Origin of the sequence: Lyngbya sp. PCC 8106 (genome assembly GCF_000169095.1) — a bacterium.
In the GTDB taxonomy this organism is placed as follows: Bacteria; Cyanobacteriota; Cyanobacteriia; order Cyanobacteriales; family Microcoleaceae; genus Capilliphycus.
The window spans coordinates 282,579-298,132 of record NZ_AAVU01000002.1 but is presented as its reverse complement, the minus strand read 5'-3'; the positions used below and the strand labels follow the sequence as shown (position 1 = coordinate 298,132).

Genomic DNA, 15,554 nt, shown 5'->3' with positions numbered 1-15,554 from the left:
CTTTTTAAGTTGGCGTTCATCCTTTCTCAAAAACCGAGGATTGTCTGCTTGATTACCAGAACAATCAGTGTAGAAATAGTTAAGACCGACATCTAACCCTGTTTGTTTCCCTGTGAGTTCTTTTTTCTCCTCTCGTTCGTGTAAGATCAAAAATTGTGCATAATAACCATCGTGCCTTCTAATCACTCTAACCCGTTTAATTTGTTGGAGTTGATAGAAGTGCAAATCTCGACTTCCCCACAGTTTAAATGTACCCGCTTCAAATTTGTCGCTAAAGGTTAAATAACGCCGATCTTTCGACAGTTTCCAGCCTGATGTCTTGTATTCAACAGACGCTCTGACTTGGTACTTTTTAAACTTTGGGAACCCCTTTCTTGGTGCGCTTCCTCTAGCGGCTTGCAAAGCCGCGAGGTCGCACCGCTTCTTCCCCGGTATTTTTTGCCTACAATTTCTATAAAACCGTTCAATTGATGCCCAAGCCCTTTCCGCGTGTGCCTGTCGCGCCATTGAGTTTAATCTGGCAACCCAAGGGAATTCCGGGTTGTCTGACAGCACCTTGCAGTGTTTATAGGCATCGTTGCGACTTTTAACCTGACCATCTAACCATGCTTTGATGACGCTGTTACGAACAAATCGACCTGTCCGAATGGCTTCATCAAGCCTTCGGTACTGACTTTCCGTTCCTTTCAACTTCATCTCGTATACAAGCATAGTTTATCGTCGTCAATCACGCTAAACTATAATAGCACAAAGTTACCTTCTTTTCACTGCCAAATAAATTTGGCAAGATCACTTGTATCCCCCGATTAAAATACGGGGGCTTTACGCATCCCTACCGTAAACTACAGTTTAGAGGTGAAGGTTCATCGGTTTAGTCTAATTTTGGAGAATTGACAGGTGGGATGGGGGTTGATTTTCACCCGATCTGTTCATCCATTCAGAGGAAGTCATCCTCGAACTGAAGATTAATAATATTAATAGAAGGTTGTTATACCATTTGTTCAAGTTTTTGATTTTGAGGTTGAAGTTGTTATGCAAATGATCTTGATCAATATGAAAAAAAGTATTCCTATTTTGATTTTAACGTTACGCAAACGGTTAGGATTGTCCCAAGAAAAATTAGCGACGCAACTGGGAGTTTCGTTTCAAACGGTTAATCGTTGGGAACGGGGACGTACTCAACCTTCTCATTTAGCATTGCAAGCAATTAAACAAAAGTTGATTGATATGGATCACGAAGGGGCTGATCTATTGTTTTTATATTTTGGATGTGATCCTAATCAAATCAATGGAGAAAATTGTAAAAACTAAGAAGTTGAGGGAGAATTTATGGGTTCAGCTATTGATCAAGAATTGTGTTGTAAATTGAGAGTGAATTGATGAAAATTTGTGTTTGATTTCCAAACCTACCTGTGAAATTAAGCGTTTCAGTCAAGAATTCACTAAAATTTTTGCACACTACTCTTGAAAAAGGTTTGTCATAATTGAACAGAACATACAAGACAACACCAGGGGAAAAAATGACCATGACTCAGGAAAACTCTTATATTCGTTGGTTTGAAAGCATTGGAGTGAATGATGTTCCCATTGTTGGGGGGAAAAATGCTTCTTTGGGAGAAATGGTAAAATCCCTGAAATCTAAAGGGATTCGTGTTCCCGATGGGTTTGCGATTACGGCTCAAACGTACTGGCAGTTTATAGAAGCTAACAATCTTCAATCCAAAATTCTGTATCAAATTGAACAGTTTCAAAAGGGAGAAATTCCGCTAGAAAAAGCGGGAAAAACAATTCGTCGTTTATTAGTTCGTTCTCGGTTTCCGGATGAAATTGCAGAAGCGATTCGAGAAGGTTATCGTCAACTTTCTGATCGCTATAACCTCGAAGAAGTTGATGTTGCGGTTCGCAGTAGTGCGACGGCTGAAGATTTACCAGATGCTAGTTTTGCCGGACAACAAGAAAGCTATCTCAATATTACTGGAACTGAGGAAGTTTTGGAAGCTTGCCGCAAATGTTATGCTTCTTTATTTACAGATCGGGCGATTAGTTATCGGGATACACAAGGGTACAATCATATGGATGTTGCCCTGTCTATTGTTATTCAAAAAATGGTGAGATCGGATAAAGCTTGTTCTGGGGTAATGTTTTCGATTGATCCCGAAACGGGTTTTCCTAATGATATTTTAATTACGGCTTCTTGGGGATTAGGAGAATTAGTGGTTCAAGGTTCAGTAACACCGGATCAATATCGGGTGTTTAAACCGCTGTTAAAACGACCTGATTTAAAACCAATTATCGAGAAAAGTTTGGGGAATAAACAGGAAAAAATGATCTATGCGTTTGGAACGACAAAAACAACGCGAACGGTGCCAACTTCTTTGTTTGAATTACAATCTTTTGTGTTGGATGATGAGGATATTTTACAACTTGCAAAATGGGCGGAATTGATTGAAGAACATTATCGTTGTCCGATGGATATTGAATGGGCAAAAGATGGTGATACAGGTGAACTTTATGTCGTGCAAGCCCGCCCAGAAACGGTACAATCTCAAAAGCAGGCGGGTACACTCAAGACTTATTCATTGAAACAACAAAGTGATCGTTTGTTAGTTGGATTGAGTGTTGGGGATGCCATTGCTAGCGGTAAAGTCTGTTTAATTCGCAATGTTACCGATATTGAACAGTTTACTGAAGGAACGATTCTGGTGACAGAAATGACTGATCGTGATTGGGTTCCAATTATGAAAAAAGCGGCGGGAATTGTCACCGATCATGGGGGAAGAACTTGTCACGCTGCTATTATTAGTCGAGAGTTAGGAATTCCGGCAATTGTAGGAACCGGAAAGGCGACACAATTATTGCCAGATGGCAAAGAAGTAACAATTTCTTGTGCAGAAGGTGAGGAAGGTTATGTTTATGAAGGCTTGTTAGAATTTGAGTCAAAAGAAGTCAGTTTGTTGGATATTCCACAAACCAAAACGAAGATTATGATGAATATTGGCAGTCCAACTGCGGCGTTTTGTTGGTGGCAACTTCCCGCCGATGGAATTGGGTTAGCCCGGATGGAATTTTTGATCAATAATATCATTAAAGTTCACCCAATGGCGTTGATTCATTTTGATAAAATTACGAATTATTCGATTCGTCACGAAATCTCGGAAATGACGCATGGATATGAGGATAAAACCGATTATTTTGTGGATTTGTTATCCCGAGGAATTGCTAAAATTTCTGCGTCTCAACATCCTAAACCTGTAATTGTGCGGATGAGTGATTTTAAAACCAATGAGTATGCGGATTTGATTGGGGGTCAACAATTTGAAAAGGTAGAAGCAAATCCGATGTTAGGATTTCGGGGGGCTTCGCGTTATTATAGCGATCGCTATCGGGAAGGGTTTGCGTTAGAGTGTAAGGCGATTAAACGTGTGCGAGAAGTGATTGGGATGGATAATGTGATTATTATGATTCCTTTTTGTCGCACGTTAAAAGAGGCGGATCGGGTGTTGGAGGTGTTAGAAAGTAATGGCTTGAAGCGGGGTGAAAAGGGTTTACAGGTTTATGTGATGTGTGAACTTCCGTCTAATGTTGAATTAGCCGATGAGTTTGCAAAACGGTTTGATGGGTTTTCGATTGGGACGAATGATTTGACGCAGTTGGTGTTAGGAGTAGATCGGGATTCTGGAGAATTGGCGGAGTTATTTGATGAACGAGATTTGGCGGTTAAACGGATGATTCAACGCTTAATTAAAACCGCCCACGAAGCTGGACGTAAAGTTGGAATTTGTGGTCAAGCCCCGAGTGATTATCCCGATTTTGCCGAGTTTTTAGTGGAAGCGGGAATTGATTCGATTTCGTTAAATCCTGATAGTGTGGTTAAGGTGAAACGACGGGTGGCTGAAGTCGAACAGAACAGGGTTTAAGCTGACTATATTTTCACCTTTAATGTATCTCCCTATCCTCTTTTTTCTGGGAGATACGGTCATTTTTTTGTTGATTTAGCGATTAGTTAAATGGGAGAAATTTTAGAAATTGGTCAAATGTTAACTGTTGATGAGGCGGGGTTTATTATCCGTGAAGCCAGTATCGATAAAATTCCTGCTGAATGGCGGTTATTAGTTGATCGGGTGATTTTAGCGTATAAAACGTATTGGAATGAGGCGATTCATAGTATTTATATTCGGGGTTCTGTCGCCGTCGGAAAAGCAATTTATGAGGTATCTGATTTAGATAGTTTTGCTGTGGTGAATACTAAAAAATCACAACTCGATGACTCTTGGTTTGATTCGGTTAAAAAACAGTTAAAACTTGAATATCCGTTTTGTACTGGCGTGGAATTAAAGGCGTTAGAAGCGGAGGGTTTATTGAATTTTAATTTAGAAGCTTATAATCATCTCAGAATGCTGCTAAAAACTCAAGCGGCTTGTGTTTGGGGTGAAGATATTAGCTTACAGTTTCCCTCGTATAAACCGGATATTAATGCGGTTAGTCATGGGTTTAATTTAGAAGAAGATTTACAACGGGTTATGATCGATTTACAGCAGTTAGATCAAACGGAATCTGCAACTGTTCACAAAATATGTCAATGGATGATGAAGCGTATTGTTCGTTCTGGGTTTGAAATTGTCATGGAAACGGCTCAATGTTATACTCGTGATTTATATCCTTGTTATCAACTATTTTCCCGTTATTTTCCTGAAAAGCAATCTCAAATGTATCAAGCACTAACTTGGGCGATTAACCCCATTGATGATCCGGTACAAATTAGCGAATTTCTTAACAGTTTTGGCGGGTGGTTAGTGCAGGAAATTGACTTGTGTTATCCACCTTTAACAGTTCCCCCTCAATCTTAATGATTTGATCCTAAATCTCTGTTTACAATTGAGGGGGTTCGACGAGAATAATACCAGATAAAATTAATTGGGTCATCATCGCGCAAATATCCGCTTCCCAGTCAAATTCTGGTAGCCAATTACAAAGATCGATACCAGAAAATCTTGTTTGTTGAAATAAACGTTCAATCACTTCTCGACTGATTCCTTTCAGGGTAATACGTTTATTAGCTGTACAAATTTCGATGTGATCTTCAGGTAAATTTGTAATTTTTACAGGTTTTGGAGGGCGATAAAATTGAGTTTTTTTGTCTTCAGGAAACAGAGAAAACCCCACTTGTGCAGGAAAACCAAATTGGGTTGAGGGTTGTCCCTGGATGAATTGTTCATCGAGATAACGATCAATGAATTCATCAGTTTCTAACTGTCCAATCCATTTTTGAATTAAATCACGCAGGTGTTGAGAACAAGCTTGACGATGAGTTGAATTTAACAGAGGTAAACTTTGACGCCAAAGAGGATTTTCTTGTAGTTCTTCTGTTAACCATTCGACAAAATCGATTCCGGTTTGACAGTCTACTCCTAATGTTAAATGGAGAGAAGGTTGATCAACCGCAACAGCATAATGCCAATGTCCACGCGGAATATATAATAAATCTCCGGGTTTTAAGACTTGATTAATATAGGGATCAGTGGTTGGGGGATCGAGTAAATTTGAACGATGTTTAGAGAGGGGAAATTCAAAGGTTGGGGAAAAAACTCGCCAGTGTTTATCACCCGAAATTTGTAGAATAAAGACTTCGTGGGAGTCATAATGACAAGCAAAACCTTGAGATCCAGGGAAAGAACAATAAGCGTTGATCTGAGTGCGATGTCCGAGTTCGTTGCGTAAGTTAGCTGTAAATTCAGCGATAACAGGGAGTCGAGTCTGTAGACTATCTATAATGACAGTTGCTCCGTCTTGACAACTTTTAATCAGGTTATCGTAAGCATTTTCTGGTAACGTTTGACCGCTTTTTGCGAGTCGAATTTCAGGATAAGTTAGATGATGAAAGTTGAGTAAAGTATTGAAATCTTGCCAGGAAAATAGATGACTGAATTTGTGGGGAGAATAGCCGCTGATAATAAGGGCTTGTTTTAGCCAATTTTTTTGTAGAAATAACTCCCCAGAATGAGGAGCTAAAAGATCTGCAAAGGTTTGCATGAGGGCTACCTAGAACTATAATAGGAGGCTAAAAGCAGTTGCAAGTTTGAATTGAAGTTTCATAGTCAATGCTTTTTAATCTGATATTTGATTAATTTTGCATAGTTTAGCGAAAACTCGGTTGATATTGACCGCGACGGCGACGGAGACCCAAACTTTGATCCACGTCATAGTCATAATCTTGATTGTTGTCATTCATTGCATGAATTGGATGGGATTTGAATTGGACAGGACTCGCTACTTTTGTTGTCATGTCTTCAATGAAAATTTCAATACGGCTAGGGGTTAAGGGTCTTTCTAAGGAGGTTGTAGACATAGGATATCTTGAGATTGATTGATTAAATTTTTGGTCTATTTGTAGAGTAACGACCAATTATGACAAGAAAATGACAAATCTGATCAAATCTTTTAATGTTGGCTGTTGTCACCCCCCGACAATGTGATCAAAAAAAATAGCCTCAACCGAAGCTGAGACTTTTATTTTCAATTGACCACAGAAAACTCAAGCTTTAAACAAATCACACACACAGAAAACATTGAACACAGGAGAATTGACCACAGGAAACTTAGATGATCCTTATTAAGAGAGAAGTTAGAGTTTTTATTCAGAATATTTCTGAAACTTTAACTCTTAAGGTAAACACCCATAGGCTGTCTAATAATCAATCCATTCAGCAACTTATCGAGAGCCGCTCCCTTCTCTTGGAGGTCTTCGGTATTGCTATTTATCATCATTGCATTTTATTTTTGAGTTGTCAGTGGTTTTACTGAAGTTTTACAGAGGCTTTACAAATTTTGGGTGATTTTAAAGCTTTATTCTGTCAGCGATCTGATTAGTCAAGTTTTCGATATCATGGAATTTATGAGTGATTCCTTGATTGACAACTTCTCCTTAAAACCGCTTTTTATACTACTCTGTAGGTGATTCCTTTGGTGTGAATATTGTTTTAAAACTGAAAACAGAGTTGGGTAAATTCTGGTTTGAGTGAGTCAATTGCGGCGATCGCATTTAAGGATTTTTCGGTTTGTGGGGGTAACTGTCCCGGTGATTGTTTTTCAAACGCTAACCATTTCTGAAAGACTTCTAAGCGTCCATCATCGGGTTCAACGATGCGATAAACCCGAATTCGTTTTTTATCATGGCGTTCTAATCGCAAACATTCTAGGCTATATCCTATTTTCTCTAGAAATCGTCTAATCACAACGATTGGACTTGAATTTTTTGCTAATCCAATCCCCACAATTGATTTAATCGCTAACCGATCTCGTAATGCAATTTCTGTAACTTTTTGTAAATCTGTGTCGGTATTTTTTAATTCTCGTTGGGGATTTTGAATTAAAGCAGGAATTCCGAGTAATTCCATCATTCCAATCATCGCCCCCAGTTGGGAACGGTTAAAATCAGGAACAAATATATTCCCTTGACCTTGTTCAATTAATCGATGAGCGATCGCTGCATCTCTATGACTTAAATAAGGACGACCAAGAGTTAGAAAGTATTGAATTCTAAGTTGATCATACCATCCTCGATCATCTTTTTCAATTAAATCGCTGGTGATCGGAATTCCATATTTTAAGGTTAACTCATATTTCCGCTGTGAACGTCGTTCGGCTGTGGTTTTTAGCAGCTTTTTTTGTAGGGCTTGATATTGGCGATCGCTAATTGTTGTTGCTTGAGAAATCGCTTGACATTCGGCTTGATAGTTTTGATCACGGACTGCTGAAATCATTTCTGATAAACTCGGACGCAATGAGTTTTTCTTGTTTTGACTTTGTTTGCTATTCGAGGTAGAATGGGTTCGGGAAGGACTCTTTTCAAGCGGAACGTCTAAAATTTGATGACCTTCTGATTTTAATGCGGTGAGAATTGACTCTCGATACCGACTCATTGACGCATTAAACCGCACTGCCATTTTCGCCCAACAGAGTAACGATTCGGCTTGAAATCCCATTTCCAAGTCATCTAAACCTGCAAAATCAGATTGTTGCAGGAGGCGAATATTTAACCGAGTTAAACGATGATTACAACTGAGTAAACTTGCCATCGAGACGGAACCATTTCCAACTTGATTAAACCCATGAGTCGCTACCCACAAATAACGAGGTAAGTTTTCACGAATTCGTCCCAAAGCTTGACGTACCGAATTTTCTCCCTGGATGCCTTGAGCAATTCCCCAAACTGAGGTAAAATGTCCTTGAATATCGATACTGACTCCGGTTTCAATACAGGGCGAAGCTAAGACAATATCGTAGTTTTTTAGGGTCGAATTGAGTTGATTAATACAACCATAAGCCGGATGGCTAGGATCGGAGAGAGATTCTGAATCTATTCGCAGGATTTTTAGGTTGGGAAATTGGGTTTTTAAATAGGTTTCTAGGGTACAAGTTCCCCACTGACTAGCTAATTTTTGCGCGGATAAACAAACAAAGGGTTTACCGCCTTCAGCAATATGTTGTTCTAAATCTTTAACCAGTTGTTTAGGTGTATTTCCACGATAACTAGAAACTGACCACGCTTCTTCTGTTTGCGGTTTCCATTCATTGTGAATAATAAAAGGGGTTTGAGGGACTCCCGCTAAAGCAAGAAGGTAATCAATGGAAATATCACTTAAATCTGCATCCGCAACGACAACCTTTCCCTGTCCTCCAATGACATTTTGCATCAGAGATTTGAGAGATTTGAGAATCGCAACTCGTTGATGACGACAAGTATCTGAGTTTAACCCATGCCATAATACTTGTTCAACTTCATCGATAATGACAACACTATCTGACCAATTTTCGGCGTTGAAATTCGCACGAGAATCGGGATGGAGAGAGTCAATACAAAGACCATAACCCGAAATTTGTTCTTGAGAGGATTTTGGATCTTTTTCTTGGATATATTTTAACCCAAATCGCTGACATAATGCTTCGACTAAACGAATCCGATGGCTAATGACTAAGACCGATTGACCCTGCTTTTTTGCTTGTTGAACGATTTGTTCGATGAATTGGGTTTTACCTGTTCCTTTGGGGGATTTGATGCCAATGAGTTTGGCGGTTTGAGGAATAGCAAGATTGGATAAATACCGTTGGTTAACTTGAATATTAGCCGAAAACGTCAGGCGATTCAATGATAATGCTTGCCAAGCTTCTAAGGAAATTGCGGTTTCATAAGCCTGATCAAAAGCCTCTGAAGAATGGCTTAAAATTAAATCATCCACTCCTTTTCCGAAGTGAGAGTTCCAAGTTACAATGTGAACCGAACACCCGTTTTTAGTTAGCAAATAACCCGTTTGTTTGATTGCAGTATTAACGGCTTTAATCGTATTGGGTTGACTATCTTGATCAAAAACAATATAAATGTCTCGCGTGGATGTGGCTAACTTTTGCAACTGTGGAATTAACCGGGATTTTCCGATGCGTTTTCCCCACTCGTCTCGGGGAACTCGATAACCGCCATGAATACCGGGAAGGGCGATGGCGACATATCCGGCTGTCAGTAACGCCCCAGCTTTTTTCGCGCCTTCGGTAATACAAAGGGGAATTTGGGGATGATCAATTACCCAATCCCAAAACCCCAGATCACTTTGATCGGGTTTAATATCTTTTTCAGAAAGAGTTAAATGATAACGTTGGGCGATCTGTTCCCATATCGGTTGAGAGACTCGCAACGCAAAAATTCCGGTGGGAGTTTGGGGCGGATGTTCATATTTAATAATTTTGTTATGATCGCCAATAATACGCGGATGTACGGGTTTAAAACAGCCCCAGAGGTCATCTTTTCCGGTAAGAATATCAATCCCAGAACACCACCAACCGCCTTCGTAGAGGTGTTGATAACGGTGGAGAATGCGATCGCTCACTCGGCCATCATTGCGTCGGGGTAAGGTGTCAGAATAGAGTAGATAATCTAGGGGACGATAGCCTTCTAAGGGAGTAACATTAAGTTGAGTCAGTTGTTCGTCAACGCAGCTTGCGTTCCACTCGATGAGATGATTCACGGACATGGTGCGGGTGAGAGATTTCGACGGGGATTCACAATCATAGTCTACATCTAGTGTTTTGGCTATCAAGTTTGATTGAGTCACGCTATAAATACTAAGGAGTGGGGAGTTGTAATTGTTCTGGAGTTCCCGACAAAATGCACTAAACCCCTAGAACTTGGTATAACAATTGAGTGACCCCTACAGGAAAAAGGAATGATCGCGAACACCACAAAAACAGACAAACCCTTATTACGAGGAAAAGGACTCCCTCCCTTTGAGATGATCAAGCCGGAGACAGTGGTTCCAGAGATGATGGAACTGATCGAGGGACTTGATGCCGAACTCACGACCCTCGAAGCCAATGTACAACCGACTTGGGAAGATTTAGTTGAACCGTTGCAACGGTTGGAGGAACGGTTGACCTGGAGTTGGGGTGTGGTTAACCATTTAATGGGTGTGAAAAATAGTTCTGAACTCCGAAAAGCCCATGAAACAGTTCAGCCAAAAGTTGTAGAGTTTATTAATAAACTGAATCAAAGTCAAGCCCTTTACAAAGCGTTTAAAGCACTGCATGAGTCTTCACAATGGGAGAATTTAGATTCAGCCCAAAAGCGAATTGTTGAGGCAGCAATTCGGGATGCTGAACTGTCTGGTGTGGGTTTAGAAGGAGAAAAACGAGATCGTTATAATGCGATAGAACTAGAGCTAGCGGAACTTTCGACTAAGTTTTCTAATCATGTTTTGGATGCCACAAAAGCGTTTAGTTTGACTTTAACTGAACCGGAAGAAATTGAAGGTTTACCGCCGAGTTTATTGAGTTTAGCCGCTCAAGCCGCCCGTGCAGAAGGGATCGAAGCCGCGACTGCCGAAAAAGGCCCCTGGCGAATTACGTTAGATTTTCCTAGTTTCGGCCCTTTCCTAAAGTTTAGTAAACGCCGAGCGTTACGAGAACAGGTTTTTAAGGCTTATGTTAGTCGGGCTTCAAACGGCGAGTTGAATAATTTTCCGTTAATTGATCGGATTTTAGAATTGCGTCAAGAAAAGTCTAAGTTACTGGGTTTTAGTAGTTATGCTGAGTTGAGTTTAGCGACTAAAATGGCGCCGAGTGTGGAAGCAGTCGAGGCATTATCGGAAGAATTACGTGTTGTGAGTTATGAAGCAGCACTCAAAGATTTTGAAGAACTGAAAGCCTTTGCTGCGTCTACAAATGCCCCAGAAGCAAAAGACTTGAAACAGTGGGATATGAGTTTTTGGGCAGAACGTCAACGGGAAGAAAAATTTGCGTTTACCGATGAAGAACTACGCCCTTATTTTCCCTTACCTCAAGTGTTAGAAGGGTTATTTGGTTTGGTCAAACGAATTTTTGGAGTGACGATTATTTCGGCTGATGGTCATGCCCCCGTTTGGCATGAAGATGTGCGTTATTTTGAAGTCATTGATGAAACTGAAAATTCCATCGCTTACTTTTATTTAGACCCCTATAGTCGTCCCTCAGAAAAACGGGGTGGGGCTTGGATGGATGAGTGTATTACTCGGTCAAAAATCACAGAAAATGGTAAATCTACAGTTTGTTTACCTGTGGCTTATTTGCAATGTAATCAAACGCCACCTGTTGACGGAAAACCAAGTTTAATGACCTTTAGTGAGGTGGAAACGTTATTCCATGAATTTGGTCACGGTTTACAACATATGTTGACAACGGTTGATTATCCGGGTGCGGCAGGTATTAATAATGTTGAATGGGATGCGGTGGAGTTGCCTAGCCAATTTATGGAAAATTGGTGTTATGATCGGGTGACTTTGTTTGGCATGGCTAAACATTATCAGACGGGAGAATCTTTACCTGAACATTATTATCAAAAGTTGCTGGCTGCACGTACCTATATGAGTGGTACGGTGATGTTACGACAGCTTCATTTTGGTTTAGTTGATTTGGAATTGCACCACCGTTATCAACCGGGGGGAAATGAAACGGTTATTGATGTCAGAAACCGGATTTCTCAAAATACAACAGTGTTAAAACCATTACCGGAAGATGCGTTTTTATGTGCATTTGGGCATATTTTCTCGGGAGGTTATGCAGCAGGTTATTACAGCTATAAATGGGCTGAAGTTCTCAGTGCGGATGCTTTTTCTGCCTTTGAAGAAGCGGGATTAGAAGATGAAAAAGCAATGGCTGAAACGGGTAAACGTTTCCGAGAAACGGTTTTGGCTTTGGGTGGAAGTTTACATCCAATGGAAGTCTTTAAGTCTTTCCGAGGACGTGAACCGATGACTCAACCTTTGTTGGTTCATAGTGGTTTAGTTCCCGCAGCATAATTACCTGAAAATTTTCTAGAGGCGTTCTTTTAGAGCGTCTCTAAGGTGTTAAGATATCCATCGAAAGTGGAGGATTAAATAGATGAGTTTAAATTATTTAAAAATATTATGCTATCCTATAATCTAAGTGTAAAGGCAGACTGAGTGAGAGGCTTTGTAGTATGTACAAATGTGCATAGTATAATTTAGATGGCTTACCAATGGAACAGGGATAAAGCAATAGCCAATCTTCGCAAACATGGTATCGACTTCGCTGACGCAGTATCTATTTTTTCAGATGATCTGGCAATTACGATTACAGACGAGCGATTTGAAGAAGAACGGTTCATCACAGTCGGTATGGATGCTTTTGGTAGAATTCTGGTTGTTGTTTACACGGTGCGAGAGGATGAGATTCGATTGATTTCTGCTCGCAAAGCAACCCGAAAAGAACGACAACAGTATGAGGAGGAATAATCATGGAAGCAGAATATGATTTTAATCAAGGTAAACGAGGGGCAATCGAACCAATTTTACCCGGAAAAACGCGCATCACAATCTGCTTAGATGATGAGGTGTTAGCATGGTGTCGTGAACAAGTTCACTTAGTAAGTGGGGGGAACTACCAAACATTAATTAACGAAGTATTACGTCAACATATTCAGCAAAGCCGCGAACCTTTGGAAGAAATCCTACGCCGAGTGGTACGTGAAGAACTTGAGCGCATTGAGCATAATTTATGATTGTTATTCTTTCCGCAATCTTGCCTGTAGCTTGTATTGTTTTGATTGGCTTTATTGTCGGAAAAAAGCTAAACTTCGATCAATCTACCCTTTCTCGTCTCAGTTTGTATGTATTATTTCCAGCTTTAATTATTGATAATCTCTACAAAACAACGCTGAGTGGTGAAAATGCAATTTCGATTACGGTTGGGTTTTTAATTACATTTATTATTTTATGTGTTTTAGCATGGCAATTAAGCCATTATTTACAGTTTACAACGGATTTAAAAAAGAGTTTAGTGACAACAACGGCTTTACCTAATGTTGGTAATTTAGGGCTTCCGGTGACTTTATTTGCTTTGGGAGAGGCAGGATTAGAACGGGCGATTGTTTATTTAATTGCTTGGAATATTGTTGTTTTAATGACGGTTCCGGCTTTTTTACAAAGTGGGGGATTTCGTTCTTCAATACAGTTTATGCTGAAACTTCCTCTCACTTGGGCGGTAACTTTTGGCATCTGTTTACGAGTGTTTAATGTTCCGCTTCCCTTGAACTTAGATGAAGGCTTGAACTTATTAGCTAATGCTGCCATTCCGATAGCGTTATTAATGTTAGGAATCCAAATTGCGAGTCATCGGTTAGTCTTCAATTTATATGAAGTAGGAGCGAGTTTTTTACGTCTTTTCGGGGGTGCTGTGATTGCATTTTCAGTGGGTAAATTGTTGGGATTAGAAGATTTAGATTTAAAGGTTTTAGTTTTGCAGAGTTCAATGCCAACTGCAATTACTGCTTTTTTAATGGTGCATGAATTTGGGGGAGATGCCAGTCAAACTGCACGAGTTGTGGTGGTTTCAACGTTACTTGCTTTTATCACTTTACCGGGGGTTTTATTGGCTTTACAAACTTTTATTTGAAAATGAGCTAAAAAGAGTTAAAACTCACCAGATAGGTTAAATCCGCCCAAAATTATTAGTAATAATCCAGCAATTAATCCTAATTCAATTCCCAGAGGTTTTTGATTGAACTGTTTCCCTAGCCAGTAACCTCCGCCAATAGTGAGTAAACTCGAACAAAAGCTGAAAAAACTGGTTAAAATGGCATTGAACTCAGCAATACCCGCTCCGACACCTGTTCCTAAATTGGTAATTGTTAAACCCAATCCTAATAAAATAGCGGTTCTTAAACTCAGTCTGTTGATTGAATTTTGAGAGTTTAATTCTGCGGTTTCACTTGAGTCTGAGATGAGCGTTTGCCAAATGCTGAGAATACCAATGATAATTAGAATTAAGCTTCCTAAATAACCCGCTAAACTATTCGGTAAATAGTGACGAATTTTATCCCCAAGGTGAATCGAAATCCAGGTGCTTAACCCTGAAAGAATCGCAATCGCAAAGTTAGCAGAAGTCGGAACAATCCAGTTTCGCAATCCGTAACTCATCCCGACTGTTAAATTATCAAGATTGGTAGAAAGTGACAAAACAATTGAACTCAAAACAGACTCAAGCAAATTCATGTTTTAAAGGGTTAATTCAACTTAGAAAGGAGAACCAGGAATCGAAGGTCTAGGAATCGATGGTACTGGAGGAGTTGGAATACTAGGAGTCGGAACTCCATTCCTTGCACAACTAAAACCAGACGGAACAATTCGCTGACAGATTGATTGTAATGCACCTTCTGGTGTAATGGGAATATTAAAGCCAGAAAAGAGTTCTCCAGTTAAAATCAAAGCCAATTCTTCAGGAGTAATATCTTGGATTTCTCCGAGTACACCGGGTAAAACTCCTATTTTTTGACCTTCCCTGAGAATAATCGGAACGGCGCCTGTTTCTTGAGAAGTGACTTCAACTTCTCCCTCTAATACTTTAATATTTCCGATGCCATTTTCATCAGTTTCCATAATATAAAGTGTACCTTTTACTCCAACAGAAAATCCTCCAATACAACCATTTGCAGGCCCACTAACGACCACTTGACCTTGTTGAATATCGACACATTGACCGACAGTAACGCGAGAATTTGTTCCAATCCGTCCAGCAGCACCGTTACTAAATTCTAGACTGGCGCGAGATTCTTGAGTCCGAATAAGCTGTCCTAAATTGGCTTGATCTTGCAGTTGGGCTTGCTGTTCTTCGATGAAGACTTCTTCTCCATCCAAAATCTCTTGAACGATAGCCAAATCAATTTGAGCTAAAGCGGGAACATTTAGCAGTCCAAACCCGACAGCAAAAAATAAACCCGATAGCAGACTCAAGATGGTTTTTTGGTAAGGATAGTGAGGGAAAGTTAAGTTTAATGGCATCATCTGATTTAGCGGTTAAAATTGAAAAAGAGAACTATAAAATGTACATCAAAGATTGAGGCGAACATCCTCAATATTATTACAAAAGCTATTTTAAGTTAACTAATGACCTGTGAACACAAACGGAACAAGATTTTCTTGAACAGGCGATTTTTCCGAACGCTTCAAGTTACTTTTCTATTGGGCGTTCTGCTATCAGGAAAAACTGCGCCCGTCGCCTCAAGTGAGTCAGTA

The 15,554-nt window shown here is 39.9% G+C and carries 13 protein-coding genes; 7 read left to right on the top strand and 6 right to left on the bottom strand.

Features of this window, described 5'->3' with window-relative positions; genetic code table 11:
• Nucleotides 1–711: transposase (locus L8106_RS02380; RefSeq protein ID WP_009782574.1), on the bottom strand; the 711-nt coding region annotated here is incomplete at its 3' end.
• Nucleotides 712–1,032: 321 nt separating this feature from the next.
• Between L8106_RS02380 and L8106_RS02375 the strand changes: the two genes are divergently transcribed.
• The 3 genes from L8106_RS02375 (at nt 1,033) to L8106_RS02365 (ending at nt 4,847) form a co-directional block, all read left to right on the top strand.
• Complete coding sequence (locus L8106_RS02375; protein ID WP_009782573.1) at nt 1,033–1,311, top strand: DNA-binding transcriptional regulator; 279 nt, start codon at nt 1,033–1,035, stop codon at nt 1,309–1,311.
• A gap of 209 nt (nt 1,312–1,520) precedes the next feature.
• Nucleotides 1,521–3,917 (top strand): phosphoenolpyruvate synthase, encoded by a 2,397-nt coding sequence (ppsA, locus tag L8106_RS02370; RefSeq protein ID WP_156803558.1) that lies wholly within the window; start codon nt 1,521–1,523, stop codon nt 3,915–3,917.
• A 90-nt stretch (nt 3,918–4,007) separates the two neighbouring features.
• Nucleotides 4,008–4,847 carry a hypothetical protein gene (locus L8106_RS02365; RefSeq protein ID WP_009782571.1) on the top strand — a complete coding sequence of 280 codons (840 nt, stop codon included), beginning with the start codon at nt 4,008–4,010 and terminating at the stop codon, nt 4,845–4,847.
• 22 nt (nt 4,848–4,869) lie between these two features.
• Here L8106_RS02365 and L8106_RS02360 read toward each other — a convergent pair whose 3' ends face one another.
• The 3 genes from L8106_RS02360 to L8106_RS02350 form a co-directional block, all read right to left on the bottom strand.
• Nucleotides 4,870–6,030 (bottom strand): cupin domain-containing protein, encoded by a 1,161-nt coding sequence (locus tag L8106_RS02360; RefSeq protein ID WP_009782570.1) that lies wholly within the window; start codon nt 6,028–6,030, stop codon nt 4,870–4,872.
• A 106-nt stretch (nt 6,031–6,136) separates the two neighbouring features.
• On the bottom strand, nt 6,137–6,346 hold the full coding sequence (locus tag L8106_RS02355; protein ID WP_009782569.1) for a hypothetical protein: 210 nt from the start codon (nt 6,344–6,346) through the stop codon (nt 6,137–6,139).
• A gap of 631 nt (nt 6,347–6,977) precedes the next feature.
• Nucleotides 6,978–10,103 carry a plasmid replication protein, CyRepA1 family gene (locus L8106_RS02350; RefSeq protein ID WP_369747729.1) on the bottom strand — a complete coding sequence of 1,042 codons (3,126 nt, stop codon included), beginning with the start codon at nt 10,101–10,103 and terminating at the stop codon, nt 6,978–6,980.
• A 111-nt stretch (nt 10,104–10,214) separates the two neighbouring features.
• Here L8106_RS02350 and L8106_RS02345 point away from each other — a divergent pair, with 111 nt between their 5' ends.
• The 4 genes from L8106_RS02345 (at nt 10,215) to L8106_RS02330 (ending at nt 13,935) form a co-directional block, all read left to right on the top strand.
• On the top strand, nt 10,215–12,320 hold the full coding sequence (locus L8106_RS02345) for a M3 family metallopeptidase (RefSeq protein ID WP_009782567.1): 2,106 nt from the start codon (nt 10,215–10,217) through the stop codon (nt 12,318–12,320).
• Nucleotides 12,321–12,509: 189 nt separating this feature from the next.
• Nucleotides 12,510–12,776, top strand: a complete 267-nt coding sequence (locus tag L8106_RS02340) for a BrnT family toxin (RefSeq protein ID WP_009782566.1) — start codon at nt 12,510–12,512, stop codon at nt 12,774–12,776.
• Nucleotides 12,777–12,778: 2 nt separating this feature from the next.
• Nucleotides 12,779–13,042, top strand: coding sequence for a BrnA antitoxin family protein (locus L8106_RS02335; RefSeq protein ID WP_009782565.1), 264 nt, complete (start codon nt 12,779–12,781; stop codon nt 13,040–13,042).
• Entirely contained in the window at nt 13,039–13,935 is an 897-nt protein-coding gene (locus tag L8106_RS02330) for an AEC family transporter (RefSeq protein ID WP_009782564.1), read from the top strand. Before L8106_RS02335 ends, L8106_RS02330 begins: the two co-directional genes overlap by 4 nt.
• Nucleotides 13,936–13,952: 17 nt before the next feature.
• Here L8106_RS02330 and L8106_RS02325 read toward each other — a convergent pair whose 3' ends face one another.
• Together L8106_RS02325 and L8106_RS02320 are read right to left on the bottom strand one after the other, a co-directional pair.
• A complete protein-coding gene (locus L8106_RS02325) occupies nt 13,953–14,534 on the bottom strand; it encodes a manganese efflux pump (RefSeq protein ID WP_009782563.1) in 582 nt (193 codons plus the stop codon).
• 21 nt (nt 14,535–14,555) lie between these two features.
• Nucleotides 14,556–15,323: a hypothetical protein gene (locus L8106_RS02320; protein WP_156803557.1), complete on the bottom strand. Its 768-nt coding sequence runs from the start codon at nt 15,321–15,323 to the stop codon at nt 14,556–14,558.
• Between the last annotated feature and the right edge of the window lie 231 nt (nt 15,324–15,554).

What these genes read in the sequence shown, in the direction of transcription:
- ppsA (WP_156803558.1), top strand. Translation starts at nt 1,521, where the DNA reads ATGACCATGACTCAGGAAAACTCTTATATTCGTTGGTTTGAAAGCATT.
- L8106_RS02345 (WP_009782567.1), top strand. Translation starts at nt 10,215, where the DNA reads ATGATCGCGAACACCACAAAAACAGACAAACCCTTATTACGAGGAAAA.
- L8106_RS02360 (WP_009782570.1), bottom strand. Translation starts at nt 6,030, where the DNA reads ATGCAAACCTTTGCAGATCTTTTAGCTCCTCATTCTGGGGAGTTATTT.
- L8106_RS02330 (WP_009782564.1), top strand. Translation starts at nt 13,039, where the DNA reads ATGATTGTTATTCTTTCCGCAATCTTGCCTGTAGCTTGTATTGTTTTG.
- L8106_RS02355 (WP_009782569.1), bottom strand. Translation starts at nt 6,346, where the DNA reads ATGTCTACAACCTCCTTAGAAAGACCCTTAACCCCTAGCCGTATTGAA.
- L8106_RS02365 (WP_009782571.1), top strand. Translation starts at nt 4,008, where the DNA reads ATGGGAGAAATTTTAGAAATTGGTCAAATGTTAACTGTTGATGAGGCG.
- L8106_RS02340 (WP_009782566.1), top strand. Translation starts at nt 12,510, where the DNA reads ATGGCTTACCAATGGAACAGGGATAAAGCAATAGCCAATCTTCGCAAA.
- L8106_RS02320 (WP_156803557.1), bottom strand. Translation starts at nt 15,323, where the DNA reads ATGATGCCATTAAACTTAACTTTCCCTCACTATCCTTACCAAAAAACC.
- L8106_RS02375 (WP_009782573.1), top strand. Translation starts at nt 1,033, where the DNA reads ATGCAAATGATCTTGATCAATATGAAAAAAAGTATTCCTATTTTGATT.
- L8106_RS02335 (WP_009782565.1), top strand. Translation starts at nt 12,779, where the DNA reads ATGGAAGCAGAATATGATTTTAATCAAGGTAAACGAGGGGCAATCGAA.
- L8106_RS02325 (WP_009782563.1), bottom strand. Translation starts at nt 14,534, where the DNA reads ATGAATTTGCTTGAGTCTGTTTTGAGTTCAATTGTTTTGTCACTTTCT.